The organism is Austwickia chelonae (assembly GCF_003391095.1).
GTDB lineage: Bacteria > Actinomycetota > Actinomycetes > Actinomycetales > Dermatophilaceae > Austwickia > Austwickia chelonae_A.
Genome location: NZ_CP031447.1, coordinates 358,849 through 383,945 on the forward strand (window position 1 = coordinate 358,849; position 25,097 = coordinate 383,945).

At 66.1% G+C, this 25,097-nt stretch carries 21 protein-coding genes, 1 tRNA gene and 1 other RNA gene; 6 read left to right on the forward strand and 17 right to left on the reverse strand.

The genetic code is table 11. From position 1 onward, the window contains the following. Window positions 1–17 precede the first annotated feature (17 nt). The 12 genes from DX923_RS01600 to DX923_RS01655 form a co-directional block, all read right to left on the reverse strand. Window positions 18–1,037, reverse strand: a complete 1,020-nt coding sequence (locus tag DX923_RS01600; protein ID WP_240322699.1) for a ribokinase — start codon at window positions 1,035–1,037, stop codon at window positions 18–20. After that, the gene (locus DX923_RS01605) at window positions 1,034–1,981 is read right to left on the reverse strand and encodes a D-ribose ABC transporter substrate-binding protein (RefSeq protein WP_116112213.1); all 948 of its coding nucleotides are present in this window, start codon (window positions 1,979–1,981) and stop codon (window positions 1,034–1,036) included. The genes DX923_RS01600 and DX923_RS01605 overlap by 4 nt, the downstream gene beginning before the upstream one ends. Before the next feature lie 96 nt (window positions 1,982–2,077). Next, window positions 2,078–3,088 carry an ABC transporter permease subunit gene (locus DX923_RS01610; protein ID WP_116112215.1) on the reverse strand — a complete coding sequence of 337 codons (1,011 nt, stop codon included), beginning with the start codon at window positions 3,086–3,088 and terminating at the stop codon, window positions 2,078–2,080. Further along, the gene (locus DX923_RS01615) at window positions 3,078–4,580 is read right to left on the reverse strand and encodes a sugar ABC transporter ATP-binding protein (protein WP_116112217.1); all 1,503 of its coding nucleotides are present in this window, start codon (window positions 4,578–4,580) and stop codon (window positions 3,078–3,080) included. The genes DX923_RS01610 and DX923_RS01615 overlap by 11 nt, the downstream gene beginning before the upstream one ends. Then, complete coding sequence (locus DX923_RS01620; protein WP_116112218.1) at window positions 4,577–5,599, reverse strand: LacI family DNA-binding transcriptional regulator; 1,023 nt, start codon at window positions 5,597–5,599, stop codon at window positions 4,577–4,579. The genes DX923_RS01615 and DX923_RS01620 overlap by 4 nt, the downstream gene beginning before the upstream one ends. A 227-nt stretch (window positions 5,600–5,826) precedes the next feature. Next, window positions 5,827–7,236 carry a hypothetical protein gene (locus tag DX923_RS01625; RefSeq protein WP_116112220.1) on the reverse strand — a complete coding sequence of 470 codons (1,410 nt, stop codon included), beginning with the start codon at window positions 7,234–7,236 and terminating at the stop codon, window positions 5,827–5,829. Window positions 7,237–7,356: 120 nt separating this feature from the next. Then, complete coding sequence (locus DX923_RS01630) at window positions 7,357–8,877, reverse strand: triphosphoribosyl-dephospho-CoA synthase (protein ID WP_116112222.1); 1,521 nt, start codon at window positions 8,875–8,877, stop codon at window positions 7,357–7,359. Beyond that, complete coding sequence (citF, locus tag DX923_RS01635; RefSeq protein WP_116112223.1) at window positions 8,874–10,439, reverse strand: citrate lyase subunit alpha; 1,566 nt, start codon at window positions 10,437–10,439, stop codon at window positions 8,874–8,876. The genes DX923_RS01630 and citF overlap by 4 nt, the downstream gene beginning before the upstream one ends. A 6-nt stretch (window positions 10,440–10,445) precedes the next feature. After that, a complete protein-coding gene (locus DX923_RS01640; RefSeq protein ID WP_205413082.1) occupies window positions 10,446–11,414 on the reverse strand; it encodes an aldolase/citrate lyase family protein in 969 nt (322 codons plus the stop codon). Next, on the reverse strand, window positions 11,411–11,716 hold the full coding sequence (gene citD, locus DX923_RS01645) for a citrate lyase acyl carrier protein (RefSeq protein WP_116112225.1): 306 nt from the start codon (window positions 11,714–11,716) through the stop codon (window positions 11,411–11,413). Before citD ends, DX923_RS01640 begins: the two co-directional genes overlap by 4 nt. Window positions 11,717–11,811: 95 nt before the next feature. Beyond that, window positions 11,812–12,969 (reverse strand): [citrate (pro-3S)-lyase] ligase, encoded by a 1,158-nt coding sequence (citC, locus tag DX923_RS01650; RefSeq protein WP_116112226.1) that lies wholly within the window; start codon window positions 12,967–12,969, stop codon window positions 11,812–11,814. A 137-nt stretch (window positions 12,970–13,106) separates the two neighbouring features. Beyond that, complete coding sequence (locus DX923_RS01655) at window positions 13,107–14,558, reverse strand: purine-cytosine permease family protein (protein ID WP_162872704.1); 1,452 nt, start codon at window positions 14,556–14,558, stop codon at window positions 13,107–13,109. Between the two features lie 393 nt (window positions 14,559–14,951). Between DX923_RS01655 and DX923_RS01660 the strand changes: the two genes are divergently transcribed. Beyond that, window positions 14,952–15,905 carry a PfkB family carbohydrate kinase gene (locus tag DX923_RS01660; RefSeq protein ID WP_116112229.1) on the forward strand — a complete coding sequence of 318 codons (954 nt, stop codon included), beginning with the start codon at window positions 14,952–14,954 and terminating at the stop codon, window positions 15,903–15,905. 19 nt (window positions 15,906–15,924) lie between these two features. On the opposite strand, the gene DX923_RS01665 is transcribed toward DX923_RS01660, so the two are convergent. Further along, window positions 15,925–16,494, reverse strand: coding sequence for a LytR C-terminal domain-containing protein (locus DX923_RS01665; RefSeq protein ID WP_116112231.1), 570 nt, complete (start codon window positions 16,492–16,494; stop codon window positions 15,925–15,927). Window positions 16,495–17,068: 574 nt separating this feature from the next. On the opposite strand from DX923_RS01665, the gene DX923_RS01670 reads away from it, so the two are divergent. Further along, the gene (locus DX923_RS01670) at window positions 17,069–18,028 is read left to right on the forward strand and encodes a hypothetical protein (protein ID WP_116112232.1); all 960 of its coding nucleotides are present in this window, start codon (window positions 17,069–17,071) and stop codon (window positions 18,026–18,028) included. 67 nt (window positions 18,029–18,095) lie between these two features. Here the strand turns inward: DX923_RS01670 and DX923_RS01675 are convergent. After that, window positions 18,096–18,185, reverse strand: a tRNA-Ser gene (locus DX923_RS01675). Between the two features lie 159 nt (window positions 18,186–18,344). Between DX923_RS01675 and ffs the strand changes: the two genes are divergently transcribed. Further along, window positions 18,345–18,441, forward strand: an RNA gene (gene ffs / locus DX923_RS01680) — signal recognition particle sRNA small type. Window positions 18,442–18,555: 114 nt separating this feature from the next. On the opposite strand, the gene DX923_RS01685 is transcribed toward ffs, so the two are convergent. Continuing rightward, window positions 18,556–19,959, reverse strand: coding sequence for a GntP family permease (locus DX923_RS01685; protein WP_116112234.1), 1,404 nt, complete (start codon window positions 19,957–19,959; stop codon window positions 18,556–18,558). 58 nt (window positions 19,960–20,017) lie between these two features. Beyond that, on the reverse strand, window positions 20,018–20,533 hold the full coding sequence (locus tag DX923_RS01690; RefSeq protein ID WP_116112236.1) for a gluconokinase: 516 nt from the start codon (window positions 20,531–20,533) through the stop codon (window positions 20,018–20,020). A gap of 128 nt (window positions 20,534–20,661) precedes the next feature. On the opposite strand from DX923_RS01690, the gene DX923_RS01695 reads away from it, so the two are divergent. The 3 genes from DX923_RS01695 (at window position 20,662) to DX923_RS01705 (ending at window position 23,394) form a co-directional block, all read left to right on the forward strand. Then, a complete protein-coding gene (locus DX923_RS01695) occupies window positions 20,662–21,414 on the forward strand; it encodes a FadR/GntR family transcriptional regulator (protein ID WP_116116092.1) in 753 nt (250 codons plus the stop codon). A 103-nt stretch (window positions 21,415–21,517) separates the two neighbouring features. Beyond that, window positions 21,518–22,366, forward strand: coding sequence for a response regulator transcription factor (locus DX923_RS01700; RefSeq protein ID WP_240322700.1), 849 nt, complete (start codon window positions 21,518–21,520; stop codon window positions 22,364–22,366). After that, window positions 22,363–23,394: a sensor histidine kinase gene (locus DX923_RS01705; protein WP_116112239.1), complete on the forward strand. Its 1,032-nt coding sequence runs from the start codon at window positions 22,363–22,365 to the stop codon at window positions 23,392–23,394. The genes DX923_RS01700 and DX923_RS01705 overlap by 4 nt, the downstream gene beginning before the upstream one ends. Window positions 23,395–23,433: 39 nt before the next feature. Here DX923_RS01705 and DX923_RS01710 read toward each other — a convergent pair whose 3' ends face one another. After that, window positions 23,434–25,002: a molybdopterin-dependent oxidoreductase gene (locus tag DX923_RS01710; RefSeq protein WP_116112241.1), complete on the reverse strand. Its 1,569-nt coding sequence runs from the start codon at window positions 25,000–25,002 to the stop codon at window positions 23,434–23,436. Window positions 25,003–25,097: the final 95 nt, after the last annotated feature.

A 25,097-nucleotide genomic window follows, 5' to 3' on the forward strand; every position in this document is an offset into this window, starting at 1 on the left:
CGTCTCGTCTCCGAGGGTCAAGCGTCCGCCGGGGTGTCCATCGCCGTAGCTACGTTCCGCTGCTCCCAGCCGGGATAGGAGTCCTGAGCTCCTTCACGGGTGACAGCGCGGGCGGCGAAGATCGTGGCTGCTGAGGCGGCCGGCAAAGCGTCGTCCCCGGCAGACAACCGGGCTACGAAAGCTCCGACGAAAGCGTCACCGGCACCGGTCGTGTCAACGGCGTCGACCTTCGGCGCCGGGACGTTCACCGGCGCGTCATCTGTCTGGTCGACCCGGTGGATCAGCGCTCCGCGACTGCCCAGAGTCATCACGACCGAGCAGACACCTGCACCGACCAGCGCGGTCACGATCTCCTCAGGAGAGAGTTCCCCTTCGCCCAGGTCAAGCCCGAGTAGCTCAGCGGCGCCCCTGCCCTCGTGTTCGTTGACGATCAACGGGTCGGCCATCCGCAGGACATCCGCGGGGAAAGGCACCACCGGGGCCAGGTTCACCACAGTGCGTGCTCGGGCGGCGTGCGCCCGGCGTACCGCTTCAGCCGCGGTCTGTACCGGGACCTCCCCCTGAACCACCAGGATGTCGCCCTCGCCCAGCGGGTCCACTGCTGCCAGATCCGCCTCGTCCTGCGAATAATTGGCACCGGGGACGACGATGATCGAGTTCTCGCCGTCCGCGGACACCGTGATCAGCGCCAAACCGGTCGGTTCAGGTACCCGGCGCACCGCGGTGACATCGCACCCGCTGCGCCGCAGGCCGCTCAGCGCGACCTCGGCATGCCCGTCGTCACCGACCGCGCCGACCATCGACACCTGTGCGCCGGCCAGTGCGGCAGCGACCGCCTGATTGGCTCCCTTGCCGCCAGGCCTGGTGTCACCGCCCCGCCCCAGGAGAGTTTCTCCCGGGGCCGGATGGCGATCGACCCGTGCGAACAGGTCGACGTTCAACGAGCCGAGGACGACGACCTGTCCTTGCCGATCCACGTGCTCACCTTTCCGGTCGGTGCCGGACTGGCCCGGCTCGATGTGCGACGAAGAACTCACTTGAGGAATTCGTCCACGTTCGAGGTCTCCACGGTCTTCACCGGGACGGGCACGGTCTTGTCGACCTTCTCGCCTTTGGCGAGCTTCATCGCCAGGTCGATCGCCTTCTCGCCGAGCAGCTTCGGCTGCTGGGCAACGGTCGCCGCCATCGTCCCGGACTTCACTGCCTTGAGCCCGTCGGCAGTACCGTCGAATCCGACGACCTTCACCGCCGACCCGGCTTTTGCACCGAGCGCCTGAATGGCACCCAGAGCCATCTCGTCGTTCTCGGTGAAGATGCCGACGATATTCGGGTTGCTCTGCAGAAGGTTCGTGGTGACATTCAGGCCCTGCGTCCGGTCGAAGTTCGCCGGCTGTTTGGAAACGACCTTGATGTTCGGGAAGGCCTTGATGCCCTCTTCGAAGCCCTGCCCCCGGTCGCGGCTGGCCGAGGTGCCGGCTACTCCCTGGAGCACCAGGATCTCGCCCTTCTCGCCGATCGCCTTGGCCAACGCCTCGGCCGCCTGCTTGCCGCCTGCGACATTGTCGCTGCTCACCAGGCTGTTCACCTCGGCGCCGTTGACGCCACGGTCGGCGGCGACCACCGGCACCTTGGCATTGAGTACCGGCTTCACCGCCGCACCGGCAGCATCGGAGTCCACCGGGTTGATGATGACTGCCGAAGGTGTCTTGGTGACCGCATCGGACATCTGGTTGGCCTGGGTGGCGGCATCGTTCTGGGCGTCGACGACGTTCAGGGTCGCCCCGGCCTTCTTCGCCGCTTCCTGGGCACCGTCGCGGACATCGACGAAGAACGGGTTGTTCAAGGTCGACAGCGCGAGAGTGATGTTCTTCCCGTCCTTGCCTCCGGCGCTGGGGGACTCACGGTTGCAGGCGGTCATCGTGAGCGTCATCGAACCGATCAGGACAGAGACGGCGACGGTGCGGCGGGTGGTGAGCTTCATGGGGTTTTCTCCAGGGATTACTCGTCGTTGAGCGATAGGTGGGTGGTGCACTGTGCAGTGTGACCGGAGGGTGTGGGATCGTGCTGGGTTTTCCGGTCAACGTTTCTGACGGATGACATCGATCAGCACCGCCAGGGCGATGACTACTCCGATGACGACCTGCTGCCAGAAAGAGGTCACGTTGAGCAGGTTCAGTCCGTTACGGATCACGGCCAGGATCAGCGCGCCGACCAGCGTCCCGCTGGCTTTACCGGTGCCACCGGAGAGGCTGGCACCGCCGATGACGACGGCTGCGATCGCATCCAACTCGTATCCGGCGGCTGCCTGTGGCTGAGCAGAAGCCAACCGTCCGGCCAGGACAAGGCCGGCGAGACCGGCGAAGAGGCCCGAGAGGGCGTAGACGACGGCGGTCAGCCGGGCTACCGGGAGTCCGGCCAGACGCGCTGCTTCGGAGTTGCCACCCACCGCGAACAGGGAGAGCCCGAAGACAGTGCGGCGCAAGACGATCGAAGTGATGATCGCGGCGACGACCAGAATGATCACCGGAACCGGAACCGGGCCGAGGTTTCCCCCGAGCACTTTCACCGCGTCAGGCATCTCGATGGGCCGCCCACCTGAGATCACCAAGGTGAGACCTCTGGCGATGGACAACATGGCCAAAGTCGCGATGAAGGCCGGCAATTTCGCATAGGCCACCGCCAGACCGCAGATCGACCCGGCAAGCAGGCCGACCGCAGGACCGACGACCAGGGCCGTCCATCCCGGCCAGCCCGCAGAGGTGACTGCCCAGCCGGCAGTGATCGCGGAGAGCGCAGCCACCGAGCCGACCGACAGGTCGATTCCGGAGGTGATGATCACGAAGGTCAACCCGAAGGCCATGACGGCGACGACCGCCGCCTGCACACCTACGTTCAACAAGTTCTTCGTGGTCAGGAAGTCGGGGGTGGCGATGAACATCGCCACACAGACCGCAAAGAGGCCGACCAAGGCTCCGTTGTCAGACAGGAAGGCGCCGATGCGCGCCCACGGGGTGAGCGCCGCAGCCGAGGCCGCAGACTCTTTCGCCGGTGCGCCGGTGTCGGCGGTTGCGCTGGTCTCAGTAGACACGGGTGGACTCGACCTCCTTGACGGCCAGGGACATGACCGCGTCCTGCGTCGCCTCGTCAGCGGGCAGTTCGCCGACCAGACGGCCACGGGCCATGACGAGGACGCGGTCGCTCATGCTGATGACTTCGGGGAGCTCGCTCGAGGCGAGCAGGACAGCGCCACCGTTTGCGGTGACCTGGTTGATCAGTTCGTAGATCTCGACCTTGGCTCCGACGTCGACGCCTCGGGTCGGTTCGTCCAGGAGAAGCACCCGGGATCCGGCCATCAGCCACCGGCCGAAGACGACTTTCTGCTGGTTGCCTCCGGAGAGACTGACGACGGGTTGGCTCATCCCGGCGCGGCGCAGACGTAAGGAGTCGGCGATGCCATGGGCTCGTTGGGCCTGCCCGGACAGATCGGCGAGGGGGCCGCGTGCGCTGGAACGCAATGTGGCATATCCCAGGTTGTCGGTGATGGACGCGTTCAGGACGAGCCCGGAGGTCTTGCGGTCTTCGGGGACCAGGCCGACCCCGGCGCGGACAGCCGCGGCGACGTCATGGCGGGGCAGTGGCTGCCCTGCGACGGTGACGCTGCCGGAGTCGTATCGGTCGGCCCCGGCGATGGCGCGCAGGACCTCGGTACGCCCGGCGCCCATGAGTCCGGCGATGCCGACCACTTCACCGGCGCGCACGGTCAACGAGATGTCCTCGAAGAGGCCGACGCTGCTGAGTTCGGTGACCTCGAGCAGCGGGTCGCCGGGGGTAGCGGGGCGGCGGGGGTAGAGGGCGTCGATCTTGCGGCCGACCATGAGCCGGACCAGCTCGGCCTCGTCGGTGCTTCCGTCGACGGTGTCGACATAGGTGCCATCGCGGAGGACGGTGATCCGGTCGCCGATCTCGGCGATCTCGTCGAGATGGTGGCTGATGAAGACCATCGCCACTCCGGCCTGACGCAGCTCACGCACGATGTCGAACAGGATGTCGGTCTCTTTGCGGGTGAGCGCCGCGGTGGGCTCGTCCAGGACGAGGATGCGGGCGTTCTGGCTGAGTGCACGGGCGATCTCGACGAGCTGCTGCCGGGCGATGCCCAGGGTTCCGGCGGGGCGGTCCACGTCGATGTCCAGGCCGACCCGGTCGAGGGCGGCTCGGGCCAGACGGCGCATTTCCTTGCGGTCGATGAAGCCGCGGCTGCGCGGGGTACGTCCCAGGGTGATGTTCTCCGCGACGGAGAGCGTGGGCACCAGGTTGAGTTCCTGGTGGATGGTGGCGATGCCGAACTGTTCGGAGGTCGCCGTGTCGGGAATGCGCACGGTTTTTCCGTCGAGGAAGATTTCGCCCTCGCTGGGTTCGTGGACGCCGGCGATCATCTTGATCAGCGTCGACTTTCCGGCGCCGTTCTCGCCCAGGAGGACGTGGACCTCTCCAGCGCGGAGTTTCAGGTTCACGCCTTGGACTGCGCGGACGTGGCCGAAGGTCTTGCCGACGCCGCGTAACTCGAGTACGCAGTCGTTCACCGGTTGCCTCCTGCGGATTCTGCTTGGGCGATGTTCTTCTCCCCGCAGGAGGTCCGGGGGATGAGGTGCATGGGGACGACGACCGAGTCGACGGCATGACCGTCGGCTTGGGCCTGGAGGAGTTCGACGGCGACCTCGCCGAGTCGGCTGACGTCCTGGGCGATGACGGTGATCGCCGGGTCGACCAGGGAGAACCAGGGGATGTCGTCGACGCAGGCCAAGGCCATGTCGTCGCCGATGCTGATGCCCTCTTGCCGGAGCACCATGATGGCACCCAGGCCCATGAGGTTGTCGGCTGCGACGATGGCGTCGAGGTCTCCGCAGGAGAGGAGCTGTTCGGTGGCGGCCAGGCCGCTCTCGAGCTGGAAGTCGCCTTCGGCGATCCGGTTCGCGGGTAGTTCGATGCCGTGTTCGGCGAGTCGGCCGCGCAGGGCTTCGAGACGTTCTCGACCGGTGGAGGTGGTCTGAGGCCCGGCGACGACACCGATGCGGCGCCGCCCCAGGGCGACGACGTGGTCGACCAGTGCGGTCATCCCGCCGTGGTTGTCGCTGGTGACCGTGGGGACGCCGGGGATGCCGGGGTCGCGGTCGACCAGGACGGTGGGGACGGCTGCTGCGGTGCGGACGAGAGTTTCGCTGGCCGGCCCTTGGGGGACGGCGATGATGCCGTCGACGTGGTGTCCGGTGAGGACGTTGAGATAGCGGTCCTGTTGGCTGGTCTGCTCGTCGGCGCTGCCCATCATGACGGCGAGCCCGCGTTGGGCGGCGGCCTTGTCGACGTGGTAGGCGAGGTCGGTGAAGAAGGGGTTGCGGATATCGGGGACGAGGAGGCCGACTGCGCGGGTGCGTTGGGTGCGTAGACCGCGGGCGAGATTGTTGACCTGGTAGTCGAGTTTCCGTGCTGCTTCGATGACGCGTTCACGGGTGTCGGTCGATACAGGGCCGGAGTGGGTGAGGGCTCGGGACGCGGTGGCCGAGGAAACACCGGCTTCGCGGGCGACATCGCGGAGTGTGGCCATGTGCTGCACCTCCTTGTGCATGGGGCTCCGGGCTGGACGCGGTGGGCTGCCTTTTCCCGCACGTCAGGGGCATGCTGCGGAGGGCAGTCGAGGTGGAATCGTTTCCACTGAAATCGATTCCACATCTTGCCGGGCGGCGACAGCCACCGTCAAGGGACCTTTGGTGCGGTGTAGGTCACACACCTGGGCGTCCGACTGGATCCTCCCCGGTAGTTTGCCTGAAGTCTTTACTGACCGTTGGCACTACGGCTAATTCGGCGAGCGATGCGCAAAGCTATCTCACGATCTTGAGCGAAAATGTACGACAGCCCTTTCGTGATGTCGGCCCCTTGCGACGGCCGGGCCACCAGCACCTGCCCCTCTCCGGGGAAGAGGGTGACGAAGACCCAGTCCTGCGCCAGGGAGTCGTCCGGATCTGTCCGCCCCCAGATCATGCCCTCCGCGGGTGCTGCCGTCAGATCCGGTGACACCGTCGTGACCGCAGCGCCCGAACGCAGCATGGCTTCGATCGCCGCCAGCGCGCGCGTCGGTATCCCCTCGATGGTCGGCATCGACAGGTAGGCATCGGCGTAGTCGCCGACGGCACACACCCGATGATGCAACTCCAGAGCCAGGTCCAGGGCTTCTCCCACTGTCACCGTTCGCGGGGTGTACAGCTTCGCAGCTACTTCGTAGGCACTCAGTTCTTCGTCGGCCCGCCGTAACTCCGGACGATCCGCCAGCTGATCCAGGCCGGACATACTCTCCCGCTCGTAGAACGGACCGCTGAGCCAGTTCGCACCGCAGGTGATCGCCGCCCATTCGTCCACGGCCGTCGACACCCCGGAAACCAGTACTTGCGGGCGCCCGGCCGCTGCCCGGAGCCGCAGCAGCTGAGGCATCCGATCGCGATATTCCAGTGGGGTGGCGCTGTCGTAGACCAAGACGTCCGGAGCCAGCTCGCGAACGATCTCCTCCTCGGAAAGGGACTCTGTCAGAGCCAACTCGGGTACTGCTCCTACTTGGTCGGCCGGTACGACGAGGTCACGCCGCGACTCGGCTCCAGCGTCATGGCCTTCGGGGAAGGTCTCCCCGCCCCCGGCTTCGTCGGTCATTCCGTCCTCGACCAGGGCGGACAGCCCTGACAGAGACACCCTGATCTGTCGGTCGCGCAGTCGTTGCACCGCCGCATGGGCTGTCGTCAGGTCGAAATCGGGGTAGCCGATGTCGAAGCGTACGAAGGAACCTGTCGGCATCACGTCCAGGATGTCGTCGTAGAAGCCCTCTGTGGTCGGACGTAGCGGCAGATTGAACGTCAACGCCGGGATCTCGTGACCGGTGGTGCTGGCCTGGCTGATGACCTGAGCCAGGTGGCGCATCCGTGCCTCGAAAAGCGGCTCCAGCTCTGGGGAAGTCAGGATCTCGGCCCGGAACAACCTCGTCTCCTGAGCTGAGCAGGCTGCCGGGTGGCCGATCAGCCAAGCGACCACGTCGCGGCTCATCGCACGCACGATGGGGCGTAGATCACTCGCTGTCGGGTTCTTCCGGAACTCCTCGATCAGTTCCTCGGGAGAGCGCGAGGGAAGGGTGTAGGCGGCTGGCCCGGCATGTTTGACCGGAGGGTGCCGTACACGTTCGAGCCAGCGGAGTCGGGCCATCGTCCCTCCCCTTCGGGTCTTTCCTCTCCTCTTCGACTGTAAGGCGTGAACTGTCTTGATGCGCAGGGAAATATATGAATTTCACGGTACGGATCGACCACATCCGGGGAGTCCGGAAGATCACGAGGCCGCTCCGCAGGTACCGTCGGCAGTCGTCTTGTCCAGGTGAGCCAAGAAAAGCGTCACCCCCAGCAGATCCGCCACCCCGCCCGGCGAGAGACCCTCCGCGATCAACTCGTCGTCGAAAGTACGCATCGCGGCCTCGTGGCCAGGAGCCAGCGTGCCGCCGGATGCCAGCAGGCCCCTGGCCCGGTTCTGCACCAGCTCCACTGCGGCAGGGCCACCCCGCGCCACCAGATTGGTGTCCTCGTTGTGCGCCATCAACTCCAGCAGGGCTTGCCCGGCTGCCGCAGCCCGGTCGCCAGAGACCGCCCAGACCTGTTCGTACGCCGGTAGCGCATGCACACGCACCGTCACGAAACCACTCGCGGCCTCTCCCCGGGCCCCGGCCATTCCGTAGGCAGCCCGAGCCGTCAACCCATGTGTGGGGCAGGTCACGTCCGGGAGGTCGGCCAGGGTCGGGGCAGCTGTCGCCGACACCAGGGAACACACCGTATCTACGTCGACCGGGTGACCGGCCGCCTTCAACCAGCCGACCGCGGCGCACAGCAACCCGAAGGCGAAGATCGCACCCCGGTGGGTGTTCACCCCGCCGGTGACCTCCGCCATCCGGGCTTCGGCGCTCAGCCCTGCTGTACGGAGCCGAGGCAGCGCGTCAGGCAGCTCGCCTCCGGCGCGGGCCTGGTCGGTGCCGATCTGCTCGCACAGGGCCAGCCCCGGCACGGTCGCTGCCGCGCTGGCCTCGAACATCGGGACATCCATGTCGTGATGCGCACCGGTGTTACGCAGATCGACCAATCCTGGTTTCGGCGTGTGGTGCACCTCGGCCAGCAGACAGTCGTAGGCCAGCAGCGCCGCGGGAGAGACCTCGCCCAGCTCCCAACGGCCGACCAGCCGACGGGCAGCCGCCAATACCTGAGGCAGCGGATGTCGTGGTGATCGCGCGCATTCGGCTGATGGGCGCCCGCAGACCAGGCACTGTCGAGGAGGGACACCCCGGTCGGACCGGGAGAGCGGTATCGGGGCCGCCACATCGGGGGAGAGCACACCTGTTCGAGCGCCGACCGCCGGGGCGTCTGCGGAGGTGACCACGACGTCCAGATCCCACAGCCGTCCTACCGGATGGCTGTCCTCCAGCGCAGTGACAACAGCTTTGACCCGTGGGCCCGGGGCCTGAAGCGCCCACAGTGCCTCCGGCCCGGTCCGAGCCACCGGCGAGAGCACACGGTCGTGGACCGGCCACCCCTGATCAGCGCAGAGACGCTCCACGGCCCGGACGGCCTCGTCGAACACCGGCCCGACCCACGGCAGGGTCTTCACCGGCCCGGGAACCACCACCGACAACGAGAGCACACAGCCCGACGGCCGTTCTCCTGCAGGCAAGAGGACCTCCGCGGCCTGGTGCGCTCCGCGCAGGGAGCACACCACGGAGAGCAACCGGGACTGGTTGGCCGCCCGGGCGTCCCGGGCGGCCAACATCTCGGCCAGGTCGATCTCCTCGTACGGTCCGGCAGCCCTCACCGGCGTGTCAAGGCGTGCACCTGCCGGACCACGTCGATCACCGAGCCGTCCCGGTAACGGATCAGCCCGACGACCTTCTCGTCGAACTCGATCGGCCGGGGTTCACCGGTGATCGACAGGGAACGTTCGTGCAGTTCCTCGATCGTGTACACCGGGAGTCTGGCTGCACGCAGCCGCTCGGCGACCTCGGGACGGGCCGGATTGACCGCGATGCCGTGGTCGGTCACCAGGACTCCTACATTCGCCCCGGGAGTGACGACGGTGGTGACTCGCCGGACGACCGTGGGGATCCGTGAACGGATCAGCGGGGCCACGATGATCGACAGGTGTGAACCGGCGGCGGTGTCGCTGTGTCCGCCGGAAGCGCCCATCATCAGTCCGTCCGAACCGGTGATCACGTTGACATTGAAGTCGAGGTCGATCTCCAGGGCGGAGAGGATGACGACGTCCATCTCATCGACCGAGGCGCCCTTGGAGGTCAAGGAGGCGTACTGGTTCGTGGAGATCTCGTGGTGCATCGGGTTCTCTCGCAGGGAACGCGCCGCCTCGGAGTCGAAGCTCTGTGTGTCCAGGATCGCCCGGATCAGCCCCTTCTCGTGCAGGTCGACCATGGCACCGGTGATCCCGCCCAGGGCAAAACCTGCCGTGATCCCCTTGCGGCGCATCTTCGCCTCCAGGAAGCGGGCAGTGGCGGTGGCCGACCCACCGGACCCGGTCTGGATGGAGAAGCCGTCGTTGAAGAAGCCGCTGTGTTCGATGACATCGGCGCTCATCCGGCTGATCAGCAGCTCGCGAGGGTTGGAAGTGATCCGGGCTGCACCCACCGAGATCTTGCCCGGATCGCCGACCTCGTCGACCTGCACGACCAGATCGACCTGGTCCTGATGGATCGATGCGGGCAGGTGCGGGTACTCGACGATCTCCTCGGTGAGGAGCACCACCTGGTCGGCGTACCGGGCGTCGACCATGGCATAGCCGAGGCTGCCGCAGGAGCTGTGCCCGGAGATGCCATTGGCATTGCCCATCGAGTCGCATTGGCTGACCCCGAGGAAGGCCACGTCGATGTGCAGCTCCCCGGACTGGATGAGATTGACCCGTCCGCCGTGGGAGTGGATATGGATCGGTTCGTCCAGCAGTCCGCCGGAGATCTCCCGGGCCAGCTGCCCCCGCATCCCGGAGGTGTAGATCCGGCTGATGACCCCGGCGCGGATGAATTCGACCAGTCCGGCATGACAGTTGTTCAACGAGCTGGAGGCCAGGGTCAGATGACGCAGTCCCAGTTCGGCGAGGGCGCGTACGACCTGGAGGATGGTCTTGTCGCCCTCTCGGAAATGGTGGTGGAAGGAGATTGTCATGCCGTTCTCCAGCCCGGTCCTACGGATGGCCTCCGGCAGCGACTCGACGAGTTTCCGGGTGCGTTTGGCCTTCGCGTCGGACAAGTGCGGGGCCAGGGCGTCGAAGGTGGTGAAGGGGCGAAGTCCCTGCAAGAAGGGGGTCTCCCGGCCGGTCACCCGGGCCAGATTGTCCGCATAGGAGTCGACGGTGTGGATGTTGTCGTTCATGATCTCTCAGGCCCCTTCTTGCTGCCGTACACCTGACGCATCGGCGTACTGCACGGTTCTGCGCGCGGCTGCCACGATCGGGGCGTCGACCATTTTGCCGTTCAGGGAGACGACGCCCAGCCCTTGAGCCTCGGCGCGGGCAGCGGCCTCGATGACGAGGCGGGCGTGGTCGAGCTCCCGTTGGGTGGGGGCGTACGCATTGTGCAGCAGGTCGATCTGCCGCGGGTTGATCAGGGATTTTCCGTCGAAACCGAGCCGTTTGATCAGCTCTACTTCGGCGAGGAAACCCTGTTCGTCGGACAGGTCCGACCAGACGACGTCGTAGGCGCCGATACCGGCCACCCGGGCGGCGTGCAGCACTGCGCAACGGGCGTAGAACAGTTCGGTGCCGTCACCCCGGGTCGTCTGCATGTCGATGACGTAGTCGAAACCGGCCAGAGCGATGGAGTCCATCCGGGGGCTGGCGGTGGCGATGGAGACGGCATTGACCACACCGGAAGCCGATTCGATGGCCGCCATCAGTCTGGTCGACCCCACAGGGCGTCCGCAGTCGGCTTCGATGGCAGCGACCCGCTCCTCCAGTTCGACGATGTCCTGGGCGCATTCGGTCTTGGGCAGACGCACGATCTTTGCCCCGGCCCGGACGACGGCTTCCAGGTCGAGCAGCCCGTACGGGGTGTCCAAGGGGTTGATCCGGACCACGGTCTCCATCGCCCGGTAGACCGGATGGCTGAGCGAGTGGAAGACCATCAGCCGGGCGGAGTCCTTCTCCCGCAGCGCGACCCCGTCCTCCAGGTCGAACATGATCGCGTCGGGGGCGAAGACATAGGCTGTGGAGAGCATCGCGGCATTACTGCCAGGGATGAACAGCATGGACCGGTGGGGCTTGTCGGTGCGGATCGTGCGACGTCCTGAGTGGGGGGCCGTTCCTGCGGTGTAGGCGTGATGCTCACCGTGATGGCCCGAGGCGTTCACAGCCGACTCCAATCGACGTTCTCCGGGGCGCCGGAGCCGCGCAGACACGCTGCCTGGACCCGGGCTCGGATGGTGCAGTCCAGGGCGCCCTTGTCCTCGACGACGATGCGTCCGGACTCCACCCCCAGACGGGTGAGCGTGTCATCCACCACTTCTCGGATCGCGTCACCGAACTGGGCCATCACATTGGAGATCACCAGTACTTCGAGGGTGGCCTCGGTGTCCTCTCCAACCGGGGCCACCCGGACGATCACGTCGCTGGACTCCAAGGTCCCGGCGACGGCCTCGCGGTCGATGCGCATCGTTCCTCTCCTGCCTGACTGCATGGGTGACGGTGTGTACTGGGACTGGTCGACATGATGTCCACGGGCGGAGCGCCCGGTGGTCTCCTGGTCGTTCAGCCGACTCCTTGCCGGTCGAAGGCGCGGGCCAGCGCGGCCAGCGCGGTCTCGTGGACTTCGGCCCGTCCGGCGGTGCGGTTGGTGATCTCGGTGGCCCGGTCACGGTCGGCCGGGGTGCCGTAGCGCTCCACGATGAAGGCGTAGGTGGTCGGCGGGACGAGGTCGTGCAGCCCGTCCAGATCGCCGTTGATGATGCGGCGGCGCACCTCGGTGGCAGAGATGGCGTCACCGTCGTGGGCGCAGCGCGGGATCTCGACGACCTCGACCGGGGGGTGGTCGTCCTTCTCGCGTTCCAACCAGTAGTGCATGTCGGTGTTGTACCGCCGCGTGACCTGGCAGAAGGGCTCGGTGCCGACGTAACGGTGGGTGATACCCAGGGCTGGTGCGATGTGTTCGCGGAAGATCCGCAGGTCCACGGCGGTTGCGGCCATGTCGATGATGCCGCTGTCCTTGATGAAGTACGTCGGGAAGGTGGTCTTGCTGACGATGTATTGCGAGCCGGGGTGGACGTGGATGCGGTCGCGTTCGGGGAGGAGCGCAACTCCGGCGCGGACGAGAGCGAGCCGGTGGCGATAGGAGAAGAAGCTGGCGTCCTCACTGACGACGAAGACGTGGAGGTAGTCGCAGTCGGCGGCGGCCTGTTGCAGGAGGTACTGGTGCCCCAGGGTGAAGGGGTTGCAGTTGACCACGCAGGCGCCGACGCGGGGCTGCTCCCGTCGGTAGAAGCTGAGCTCCTCGGTCCATTTGCTGATCCCGAAGGGGGAGTTCTCCATCAGGACGACGGTGTCGGGGACCCGCACGATGGTGTGGAAACCGCAGCCGAGAAAGGCCTGTTCGTTGGCCGGTTTCGTGTAGAGGAACAGATGGCTGATCCCGCGGTCCAGTGCGGTGTACGTCAGCTCGGTGACCAAGTGCTCCAGGACTCCGATGCTGTGGTACCGCTCACGGACGGCCACACATTTGATGACATTTCCGGAGATGCCGCCGCAGGCGATGAGCTCGCCGTGGCTGTGGGCGACGCAGAAGATGTCGACGCTGGGATCGTGGTCCAGGCCTCTGTCGGCCAGAAGATCCCGGATGTGCGCCATCGCGCCCGGCTGCAGTGTCGGTACGACAGTGTCATAGGTGATGTCGTCGAGGTCCGTCTCGTCCACGGAAGCGCTTCTTCGGCGTTGGTCTCGTCAGCGGGGATGCGGCGGCCCGGGGTCGCCGTGTTGTACACCCGTAATGAGGGGTGTCTGGCTACTCCATGTTCTCAGCCTAGGCCGCAGTGGCGCCCGGCGGGCGGGGTTTAGCTCTGCCGGGCGTGGCTACCACCGAAGGCCGCCTCAAGGCGATGGCATGAACTGACTTGGTGAATGAGGAAACTGCCGAGAAATCCAATGCTCATCGCGATGAGGACGCCGGCGCCGGAACGCGCGAGATGTCCTTCTGGGTCGCCGAACCACGGCAGGAGGAATCCCAACACGGGCAGTGTTGGATTCGTCACCAGCCCCCAGCCCACCGTTGTTCCCAGTGCCATCAGTACCAGTGGGACCAGGCGGTTCCGGTGGGGCATCTCCTCCGGAGCGGTAGCGTCGGGATACTGGCCTTGTCGTTGGGCGAAGTCGGCGAGAAATACTCCGATCCAGGCAGCCAGCGGTACTCCCAGAGCGAGGAGAAAAGCTTGGAAGACGGTCAGGAAACCGGGCGCGAACCAGACCATGTAGGCGGAACCGGCCATCATCAGCGCCCCGTCCACGGCGACGGCCTGCCACCTCTTCAGTGGCAGACCCAGGTTGAGCAGGGTCAGTCCCGAGGAATAGATGTCCAGGATCGCCCCGGAGAGCAGGCCGAGCAGAGCTACCATCGCGAAAGGCAGGACGTACCAGGTGGGGAGAGCCCCGGTGAGTGCTCCGATCGGGTCGGAGGCGATGTGTCCGGCGAGTTGTCTGTCGGAGGCACTCAGAAAAAGTCCGGTCATCACCAACGCCAGGATCGGTAATGATCCTCCGAAGACGGTCACGGAGACCACTTTCTTCCCGGAGACCCGACGGGGAAGATAGCGGGAATAGTCTGCCGCGCAGCTAGCCCAGCTCAGGCCGAAACTGGTGAGGCAGAAGACGAACAGGCCGACCATGGCACTGACGGACGCCTCAGGGCGCTCCAGCACGACCTCGGGGTGGATGTGGTCGGCGACGAGGAACAGGTAGCCGATGGTCAGGACGCCGGTGGCCCAGGTGAGACCGGACTGTATTCGCATGATCGAGGGGAACCCGCGTATCCCTGAGGCCATCACGATGATCACCATCGTGACGAAGGTTGCCGCCATGGCGAGGGAGCCGTCGCCGGCGCCGATCCGTCGGGCCACAGTGCGGGCCATGAGCGTTCCGATGGAGATCAGGACGATCTCCCAGCCGATCAGCGAGAGGTAGGCCACTGCGGTGGGGACCAGGTTTCCCCAGGGGCCGAAGGCCGATCGGGAGAGGGTCATCGTCGGGGCCGAGCCGCGTTGTCCGGCCAGGGAGATCATCCCGACCAGGAGGAAGGAAGCGAGTACTCCGAGGAAGATGGCCAGAACGGATTGCCGCAGCGAACCACCGAAGGCGGACAGCCAGGCTCCGTAGCTCAACCCCAGGACGGAGGCATTCGCTGCGAACCAGGGGAAGAAGAGGTCGCCTGCGCGACCGTACCTTTCGTCCTCGGCGATCACATTGATGCCATTGCGCTCCACCCCGGACCGGGCGTTGCCGTTGGACGTCACCGCACTCCCTTTCGTCCAGGAACCGTCAGGAAGGCGTCCGATGTGACCGGAGAGAATTTTTCCCGAGGCTCAGGCCGAGGAGAGGTCTTCTCTCTCTACTGTGCCCGAGGGAATGCTGCACGGGAACGGGGCACGCAGAAGCTGAGGTGAAGTCTTTGCGCGACCTTTTGCGATGAGGGGTGCGCCTTGCCCATCGATCGGTGGACTTCGACGGGCAGCGCAGGGTTTCTCCTTGACATATGCGTGCACATGGGGCAAACGTGACCAACAAGTGGAGTTGAATGCTACTGAAGTCCAACGCATTCGAAAATTTTTAGTGTGTGACGCCTTGGTCGGACGCCGTCGCACGAGACCTATTTCTGCCATGCGTGGACTTCGGAGGAACGGAGTGTGATGAATATCAGACCACGACGGCTTGTCGTCGCCGGAAGCGTCATCGTTGACGTCATCATGCCGGTATCCCAGCTGCCTTCCCGAGGCGGTGACGTCATGGCTCGTAGTGCGACCGCCCAAGCCGGTGGTGGTTTCAACGTCCTGGCGGCTGCGGCGAGGCTCGGCCTGCCTGGGGCTCTGGCTGGTCGGATCGGCACCGGACCTTTCGCCGGAATCGTCGCTGCAGCGCTGATCGAGGAAGGGACTGCTGAACTGATCCCCCGAGTCGTCGGCGAGCAAGGTTTCTGTGTGGGGATGGTCGAGCCTGACGGTGAGCGCACCTTCGTCACCTCTGCCGGGGTCGAATCGGAACTGACTCGCGAGGAGCTCTCGCTGGTCCCCGTTCGTTCGGACGATGTGGTCTTCGTCTCCGGGTACGACCTGACCTACCCGGGTTCAGGTCCGGCCCTGGCGACTTGGCTCGCCGAAGACGTCGGCGATGACGCCTTGGTGGTCATCGACCCCGGGCCTTTGGTCGCGGAGATTCCTGAGGATGTGGCAGATGCTGCTTTCCGACGAGCGGACGTGCTCTCGCTGAACACCCGTGAGTTCTCCTTGCTCAGTGGAGAACTCTCCCCCGTCGTGGATCCCCATGACATCCGTCGCTCAGCGGCTGTGCTCGACCTGGTCCGCCCCGATGGTTTCCTTCTTCTGCGGGACGGGGCTCGCGGCAGTCATCTGATCCGTCCTGACCGGGAAAGTCTTCACTTCCCTGCGCCGGTGATCTCGGATGTGGTGGATACGACCGGGGCTGGGGACGCCTACACAGGAGCCTTTCTCGCTGAGATCGCGAGAGGGGAGAGCCTGGAGGGTGCGGCCCGGGTGGCGACGGTGGCTGCGGCGCTGTCGGTGCGTCAGCCGATCTCGGCGGCTGGGCCGACCAGGGAGGCATTGGAGGAGGTGCTTGCCGCCTGAATCGTGCCTGCTCTGCTCCTCAGCAGCCTCCGCTGCTCGGGCCGGGGCTGATGCTGCTGAACTTCTCGCCCAGGGCGATGTCGATCGTGTCATCGCTGCGGTTGTCCTGGACTTTCACCGCGCCGACGACCCTGCTGACCAGGAAATCCGCTTTGGCTTCCCCGGAAGCTCCGAAGCGGATCTCTGCGGATTCCTCGACCTTCTTGTTCGACGGGTCGTTGGAGACCTTACCCACCGAGAAGCCCTGGTCCTTCAAGATTTTCGCTGCTGTCCCGGCTAATCCTGGGCGTTTTGTCGCGTTGAAGACGTTGACCGTGACCTTCTTCGGCGTCATCGGGGTACAGGACGGTGAGGAAGGTGGCGCAGAAGGCGGCGCAGGTGAGCCCGATGGCTGGGCGGGTTCGGTGGCCTTCGAGGTCGGGGCTGCGGGCTGGGCCACGCTCTGCGAGGGGAACCATCCGTGGATGTAGGAGAACGCGGTGAGGAAGGCGATGAGGAGAACAGACCCCAGTGCAGCCAGAGCGATGATCGAACGGCGGCGCTGGCTAGTGGATGCGCTCGGATATCCACGTCCGTCGAGGTCGGTCACGATCTCCTCCTAGTTCCCCCCCTGAATCAATCCTGCCCCGGTGCAGATCTCCATCCTCGCCCATCGTCATTCCTCGGCGTGCCGGAGACCGGCGGACGCTCTCCGGGCGGGGAGCGTTGGTCGTTGCCGAAGGTCGTCAGGAAACGGAACAGGGGTGGCGACGCTTCACTGCGTAGGGTTCGCCGCGAACGAGGGGTGCGGTCGCGCGCAGCGAGAGGTGCCGGTGAGCCAGCTGCTATCCGTAGGGAGCCGTGGGGCTCGTCGCCGGTGCAACAGGGGCCGAGGTTCCTGTGCGGCCACCGTTTCTTCGAGAGAAAAAAGGTGTGTCTCACTGGGCTTCGACTTCTCTCACCGACATCTAGGACGAATTTCCTACGCGGTACGTGCCCGGATTCGGCAACGATTAGTCACGATTTCGTGAACGGAATGCTGCAGGGGCTGTCTGGCCACACCTTCTCCGAAGGAGATCTTACCGTCGGGTAAGACATTGACCAATTCTTCGATTTTCCCGTCGAGGAACACTTCTCATCCCTGGAAAAGTGGAAGGGGCGCCCAGGTGGCCGATGGGTCACGTATGAGCGAGCTGACCCCTCCTGCCCGCGATGTCCTGGCCGTCACCGTGGGCACCGGCGGCGTCCGGGCCAGACGTACTGGGACGACCGACGCCGCGGACTCCTTCGTCGAGGTCCCTGACGCCGCGGTCGACCCCGGAGATCTTTCTGACGCGGCTGCGCTCGTCGCTGCTGTCGCCGTCCTCACCGAGCGGGGTGGCCGGCCTCCGGAAGCAGTGACCTGGGCGGTGCACCCGGGCTGGCGTGGCGGGCCGACCCTCGACCTTCTCGCCGCCTTGCACGCCGTGGGCGCCCAGCGGACGGTCGTCGTCGACGAGAGTTATGCCGCCCACGTCGGGGCTTTCGGTGGTGTGCTGCCCGGTATCTGCCTCAACCTCGGTCCCACGGCTTCCGCGCTCGTCACGGATCTTGGCGACCGCTGGCATCTCCTTGACGGGTGGCCGGTTCCCTTGGGCGGGAGAGGATCCGGGGCGTGGATCGGTGCACAGGGATTGGCCGCAGCGTTATGTCACCGCGACGGAGTGCCCGACGGTTCGGAACGGCTGCTCGCGGCAGCCCGCGTGGAGTTCGGCGACGAGCGTGACTGGTCGAGGCTGCTCGCCGAGCACGGAGACCTCGCGCTCACCCGTTTCGCGCCGGTGGTCTGTGAGGTGGCCGCTGATGACGCGCTTGCCCGGGCCATCGTGACTGCTGCCGGTGAGCATCTCGCTGACCTGGTGGAGTCGGCGCGGACAGTTCTGCCTGACGGTCCGGTGGTGGCGGTAGGCGGCTTGCTGTACCTCGACGGGGTGCGGGTGGCCTTGGCCTCTGCGTTGGGTCGACGACGATTCTTCGTCATGCCGGCGCTCGGCGGCGCATTGGAGGGGGCCCGCCTGGTCGGGGAGCATCTGCTTGCCGGGGGTGTCCTGCCGCATCGTCCGCCCTATGTGGTGCTTGACGCGCAGGGGGAGTTGTCTTCTTGACCGGGGGAAGACGCGCCCTGGAAAAGCCAAGGGCTCCGGATCGCGGACGATCTCGGAGCCCTGAGACTGGCGGAGGATGCGGGATTTGAACCCGCGAGGGGTTTCATCCCCAACACGATTTCCAATCGTGCGCACTAGGCCACTATGCGAATCCTCCGTGGACGAGCGTACCCGACAGCTCCGCAGGAACCCAATCCGGCTGCCTGAAGTCAGGATCGCAGCTCATCGCCACCGACTCCCGATGCTGCCGAGCAGGGCAGGAAGATGTGCCGGCAACCGGGATTCGAATCGAGCGGTCCGCTGGACTACAGTGGAACCCGGCCCCCCGCGTGGTGGTACCTCACCGAACTCCCCCAGGGCAGGAATGCAGCAAGGGTAAGTGAGCTCTTCCAGGTACGCGGGGGGTCCTTTCGTACCCCGGGGCTTGCTCCGCTCTGCTGCCGGGCAAGGACGTCCAGCGTGGCGAAGGGCCCGCCCCAGGAGGACAGGCCCTTCGATCGACGTGCCGGTGTCGCACACCGGTTGGTTCACATCACCAGCGACAGCACCATCACGACGGCCAAACCGGATACCGAAATGATCGTCTCCATCAACGACCAGGTCTTGATGTTCTGCCCCACGTCCAGGCCGAAGTACTCCTTGACCAACCAGAAACCGGCGTCGTTGACGTGGCTGAAGAAGACCGAACCCGCACCGATCGCGAGAACCAGCAGAGCGGTCTCATTGCCGGTCATCGACGCAGCGACCGGAGCCATCACGCCGGCTGCGGTGATCGTCGCGACGGTAGCCGAACCGGTGGCCAGGCGGATGAAGACCGCCACGACCCAGGCCAGCAGGAGAGGGGAGAAGCTCGACCCCTGGATCCACTGCGCGAGCATCGTGCCGATCCCGGTGTCCACCAGGACCTGCTTGAAGCCGCCACCGGCGGCCACGATCAACAGGATCCCAGCGATCGGGCCGAGCGAGTCACCGATCGTCTTGCCCAGGGCGCTGCCGTTCATGCCCGAGCCGCGGCCCAGGGTCCACATCGAGACCAGCACCGTCAGCAGCAGGGCGATCAACGGGGCGCCCACGAAGTCCAGCGCCTGCCGGGTCACATCGCCCTTCGGGAGGAAGATGTCCGCCAACGACTTGCCCATCATCAGGACGACCGGGAGGAGCACGGTGATCAAGGTCGCCGCGAAGCCGGGGCGACGGACCTCCTTCGTGCCTTCTTCGCCCTCGGCGGGCTGACCGGACGGGCCGAGAAAGAGATCCGGGGCGCCCACCGGGACCCACTTCGCGGCGAAGGTCGCGAACAGCGGTCCGGACAGTGCGATCACCGGGAGGGAGACCAGGACACCCAGACCCAGGGTCAACCCCAGATTGGCTTTGAGTGCGTCCACGGCGACCAAAGGCCCCGGGTGCGGCGGCACGAAACCATGCATCGCAGAGAGGCCGGCCAATGCGGGGATCCCGATCTTCATCAGGGGTAGGCCGGACCGACGAGTCACCAGGAGGATCACCGGGATCAGCAGCACCAGACCGATCTCGAAGAACATGGGCAGGCCGATCACCGCGCCCACCAGGCCCATCGCCCAGGGCAGGGCTGCCGGGCTGGCCCGATCGATGATCGTGTCCACCAACTGGTCGGCGCCGCCGGAATCGGCGAGCAGCTTGCCGATCATGGCGCCCAGCGCGATCAGCAGCCCCACGCCGGCGACGGTCGAGCCGACACCTTTCGTGAAGCTGTCGGTGGTGGCCTGCATCGAGAGCCCGCCGATCAGGCCCACCAGAAGCGAACCGAGGGTCAGGCTGAGGAAGGGGTGCAGCTTGTATTTCGTGATCAAGACGACGAGGAGGGCGATGCCGATGAGAGCGGCGGCCACGAGTTGACCGGCTGGCGCCGTCACCTTCGCGGCATCAGCCGCGATGACGGTGAAGGATGACATGTCCGATTGCTCCTGAACTGGCTAAGGGAGGGGAGGAAGTGGTGGAGAGGGACGACACTCAGTGGTGCGTCGGCACCCGGACCGCGGCATCGGCGGCGGCGACGAGGTCGTCCACGTTCAGTGCCAGGTCGAGGGTGACGCCGTGTTCGTCGGCCGACAGGTGTTCCAAGGTCGCGTACTGCGAGTCGACGAGGGAAGCGGGCATGAAGTGGTCGGTGCGGGTGCACACGCGTTCGGTGACCACCTCGGCGTCCCCGGCCAGATGGACCAGGACGATCCCGGGGGCCTGGGCACGCAACATGTCGCGGTAGATGCGTTTGAGCGCGGAACAGGTGACAACTGCTCCGGTCTGGTGGTGTTCGGACAACCAGATGCCGATCGCGGCGAGCCAGGGCGCGCGGTCGGTGTCGTCAAGGGCATGTCCGGCGGCCATCTTGTCGATATTCGCCTGGGGATGGAATTCGTCGGCGTCGGCGAAGGGAACGGAGAGTTTTTCGGCCAGGGCCTGGCCGACGGTGCTCTTACCGGATCCGCACACACCCATGACGACGACGAGTGGGGCGTCGTTGCCCATATGGCCTCCTTGGTCAACCTTGACCGCTAGCGCGCTGTCGATGCCCCCTGAGGATGCGTCAAAAGTATGATCTTTGACAACTATGTGTCTCAATCAGATGTTGGCAAGTGGCCGTTATGCTTCCTGCCATGCTCCCCGTCAAGCCTCCGGGCGCCGGTGTCGGCTTGCACGAGTGGGTGCTCGGACATCTAGGTGCGGCAGTCGTATCCGGTGAGATCCCGGAAGGGACGATCCTGCGGATCGAAGAGCTCGAGGTGCGCTACGAGGTGTCTCGCACTGTGGCTCGTGAAGCCGTCAAAGTACTCGAATCGATGTCGCTGCTCGAGAGCCGCAGACGGGTAGGGATCCGTGTGCTGCCACGCGCGCGGTGGAATGTCTACGACCCACGTCTCATCCGATGGCGGTTGGAAAGCCCCGGGCGGATGGACCAGCTGATGTCGATCAGCCAGTTGCGCCGCGGACTCGAGCCGCTGGCCGCCAGGCTCGCAGCACTTCAGGCCACCGAGGAACAGGCTCGGGCCCTGTCGTCGGCGGCTGCCGGGATGGCGATGACCGCTCGCATCCCCGACCTGCTGGCCTATCTCGAATACGACATCGTCTTCCACGAGACCCTGCTCCAGGCGTCCGGCAACGAGATGCTCGTGGCCTTGGCACCTGTCGTCCGTGAGGTGCTCACCGGACGTACGCACCACCACTTGATGCCTGAGCAACCTGAGGCCGACGCCGTCCATCTCCACGGCCGTGTTGCCGCCGCCGTCGCCACCGGTGACGCGAACACCGCTGAGATCGCTATGCGCACCATCGTGGACGAAGCACTCGGCGCGATGATGGAGATCGCCGCGGTGGAGAGCGCGCGGAATGACGGGGCCGACCCCGGATAGATGTCCTCACGCGACCTGCCCGGGACGAGGAGTGCTATTCATCCGTCGTGTTCGTGAGGTCGTCAGAAGAGGAAGGTTCCTCTCATGTGATCCTGGACGAGTGGTGGAAACGACGTCGGGCGACCCTGGCCGTGAACTGATCCTGGTCGTCGACGACGATGCGACCGTGCGGGAGGTCGTCGTCGGTTACCTGCGCGCTGCGGGCTTCGACACCTGTGAAGCCGTCGACGGCCCGAATGCGTTGGAAAAGGTCAGAGCAGCCAAGCCGCACCTTCTCGTGCTCGACCTCAACCTTCCCGGGATGGACGGTCTGGAAGTCTTCCGCCGGCTACGGGCCGACATCGGAGCGACACCGGTGGTCATGCTCACCGCACGAGGTGAAGAACCTGACCGCGTCCTCGGCTTCGAGATCGGCGCAGATGATTACGTCACCAAACCCTTCAGCCCGCGCGAACTGGTGCTCCGCGTCCGCTCGGTCCTGCGCCGCACCACGGCGACCATTCACACCAAAGAACACACCGGACAAGAAGCCCGCGCCGGTCATGGCCCCGACGGTGGCCCCGCGGATTCAGGCATCTCGCCCGGGCCTGGCTGTGCCGCAACCACTCCCATGCGGGAGATCCGGCGCGATGGCGACCTCGTCGTCGATGTCACTGCTCGCCGAGCCACTCGGGGACGCACGACCCTGACGCTGACCATGCGGGAATTCGACCTCCTCGCCCATCTGGTCGCCCACCCCGGTGTGGCCTTCTCCCGGGAAGAACTGATGCGCCAGGTCTGGGGATGGGAACACGGCGACCAGTCCACCGTCACCGTTCATGTACGTCGGCTGCGCGAGAAGATCGAGACCGGTCCTCGCCCGACCCGGTTGGTCACCGTCTGGGGTGTCGGCTACCGGTGGGACTGTGCGCCACAGGCGAGTGAAGGCGACCCTGGGGCCGGAGCGGCATGACCTCCCAGATGCACTCGGTCAGTACGGCACTGGCCGCGACCCTCGTCGTCGGTCTCTTCGGGGCCTCAGCCACCGCGATGCTCGCCCGACGGTCAATGACTGCGGCAACCGTTGCCGCGCCCCTGGTCACCGTGCTCTGCGTCGCAGCCGGAGTGCTGACCGGAGCCCGCACCATGCTCTTCGACGAAGCGCGACTACACGCCCTGCTGTCGATGATCGGGGCGACGCTGCCAGCGGCTCTCCTCGTCGGTGTCCTCATCGCCGTCCGGGTCCGCGCCGTCGACCGGGCCCTGGCCGACCAGGAATCGCACCGTCGGGAAACCGCCGAAGCCGAACGGGCCAGGCGAGAGGTCGTCGCTGCGGTCTCCCACGACCTGCGCACCCCTCTCGCAGGGATCCGTGCCATGGCCGAAGCCCTCGAGGACAAAGTCGCGACCGACCCCGACGACTACGTGCGACGCATCCTGAAAGAGATCGATCGCACCACCGCAATGGTCGACGACCTCCTCGCCCTGACCAGCCTGCACGCGGGGACGAGCGCCACCGTCATCGACGAAGTCGACCTGACCGACCTGCTCTCGGACACCCTCGCCAGCGTCGGCCCGGCCGCTCGGGCCACCGGTGTACAGCTCCACGGGCAAGCCCCAGCGTCCCCGGAACCGTTGACCGTCCGCGGAGACATCCGGCAACTCTCCCGAGCCTGCCTGAACCTGGTGGTCAACGCCGTCCAGCACAGCACCACCGGAGGGATGGTCGTGATCTCCGCCCAGCGGGTCGCAGACCAGGTCGAGCTGACCGTCGAGGACAGCTGCGGAGGAATCGCCGAAGCCGACCTGCCACGGGTGTTCACCGCAGGCTGGCGGGGCACCAGCGCGCGAACCCCCGAGAGCGGCCCCTTCCGTTCCTCAGGAGCAGGCCTCGGCCTGGCGATCGTGCACGCCGTGGCCCAAGCCCACGGCGGCGATATCGGCGTGGCCAACATGTCGACCACCGGCTGCCGATTCACGCTGCGTCTGCCTGCTGGCTGACCCGCCACGAACGAGCCCCGCAACGATGGCCGAAACATTTCATTCGCAAAGGAACTCCACGACGTGCAGGCCGGTGGCGCCGTCCGGGACCACCGGAGCCGGATCGGCGATCTGCACCGCTCCCGTCGCGTCGACCGCTCGTACCTGAACCCGGTGCACTCCTCGGCCCAGTTCCACCGGCAACCGCCACTGCCGCCAGTAGTCCACTCCGACCTCGTCACCCAACTCGGCCTCCTGCCAAGGGCCCCCGTCGACCTGCGCCTGGACGCCGGCCACTCCACGATGGTTGGCCCACGCGACCCCTGCCAGAACGACCCGCCCTGCAGGGACAGCCGAACGTGCCCGTGGCGTGTCGATCCGGGAAGAGGTCTTCACCTCACCACGCTCAGACCAGCCCCGCTTCGTCCAATACGCCTGCTCCTCGGCGAAGGTCGACACCGACAACGATTGCAACCACTTGGTGGCACCGACATAGCCGTACAAGCCAGGAACCAACAGCCGTGCTGGAGCACCATGCTGACGGGTCAACGGTTCCCCGTCGAGCGCAATCGCGATCAACGCATCCCGCCCGTCCAGAAGCACCTCCAACGGAGTGCTGGCCGTGAAACCGTCCGCCGCCCGACTGAGCACCTGGTCGGCCCCACCCCGAGGACGGGCCCGCCGCAGCAGCGGCGCGACCTCGACCCCCAGCCACCGTCCACTACCGATCAATGAGCCACCGACCACATTGGACACACAAGCCAAAGTCATGTCCCGCTCGACCATCGGCAGTGCCGTCAACTGCTCCCACGTGAGGGAGAACGGCGCGTCCACCATCCCGTCGATCGCCAACCGCCAGTCACCAGGATCCACCCGAGGCGCCGCCAAAGCGATATCGATCCGGAAGAAATCGGACTGCGGGGTCTGCAGCGGAGCCACCCCCGGGGTATCCAGACCAGCCGGAAGTTTCGCCAACGGTTCAGCCGGCCGCGGCAAGGTCACCGGGGTCTGCGGGCCCGGCACCCCCGCCACGACGACCACCACCCCGGAAGCGGCCAGCACCGCCAAACCGCCCACCGTGAACGTCCGCCGGTCGATCCCCGACGGAGTCGACGGCTGCCGATCCCCCGGCCGTGCCGCCATCTCCGAAGAGACCCGCACCGAGGCAGACCTCGGCTCAGGGGAAGGATGCAGCAGGAAAACCGCCACGGCATAAGCCACCACGGTCAGCACGACAGCCGCCAACGACGGAATCAGCAGGAACGAAGCACCATCTGTGCGATAAAGATCCGCAGCTGCTCCGAGAGCACCCACCCCCACCAGAGCGACCAGCCCCCGCAACGGGGAGGACCGTCCGAGCAACCCGCACCCCCACGCCAGGACACCCACCCCGACCAGGACCACCCCGACCAGGACAGCCTTGTCCCACAGCCCGAAAGTGTCGATCGCCCAGTCCTTCAACCACGCCGGAACCAGATCGACAGCCACGGCACCCACCGCGGTCACCGGACCGCTCGTCGGATCCGTCACCGACGCAACGAACTGCCCAGCCGCGACACCGACTCCGGCAGCGACCAACCCGGCCAGGCCATCGACCCACGGCGGTGAAGACTCTGCAGTGGTGGACATCGGTTCCTTCCTCGTCCCGCGAACGACCCCTTCCCCACCAGGCTCCGCCCGGAGGACGTCACACACCATTGCGAAGTTCTTACGAAAGGCTGACG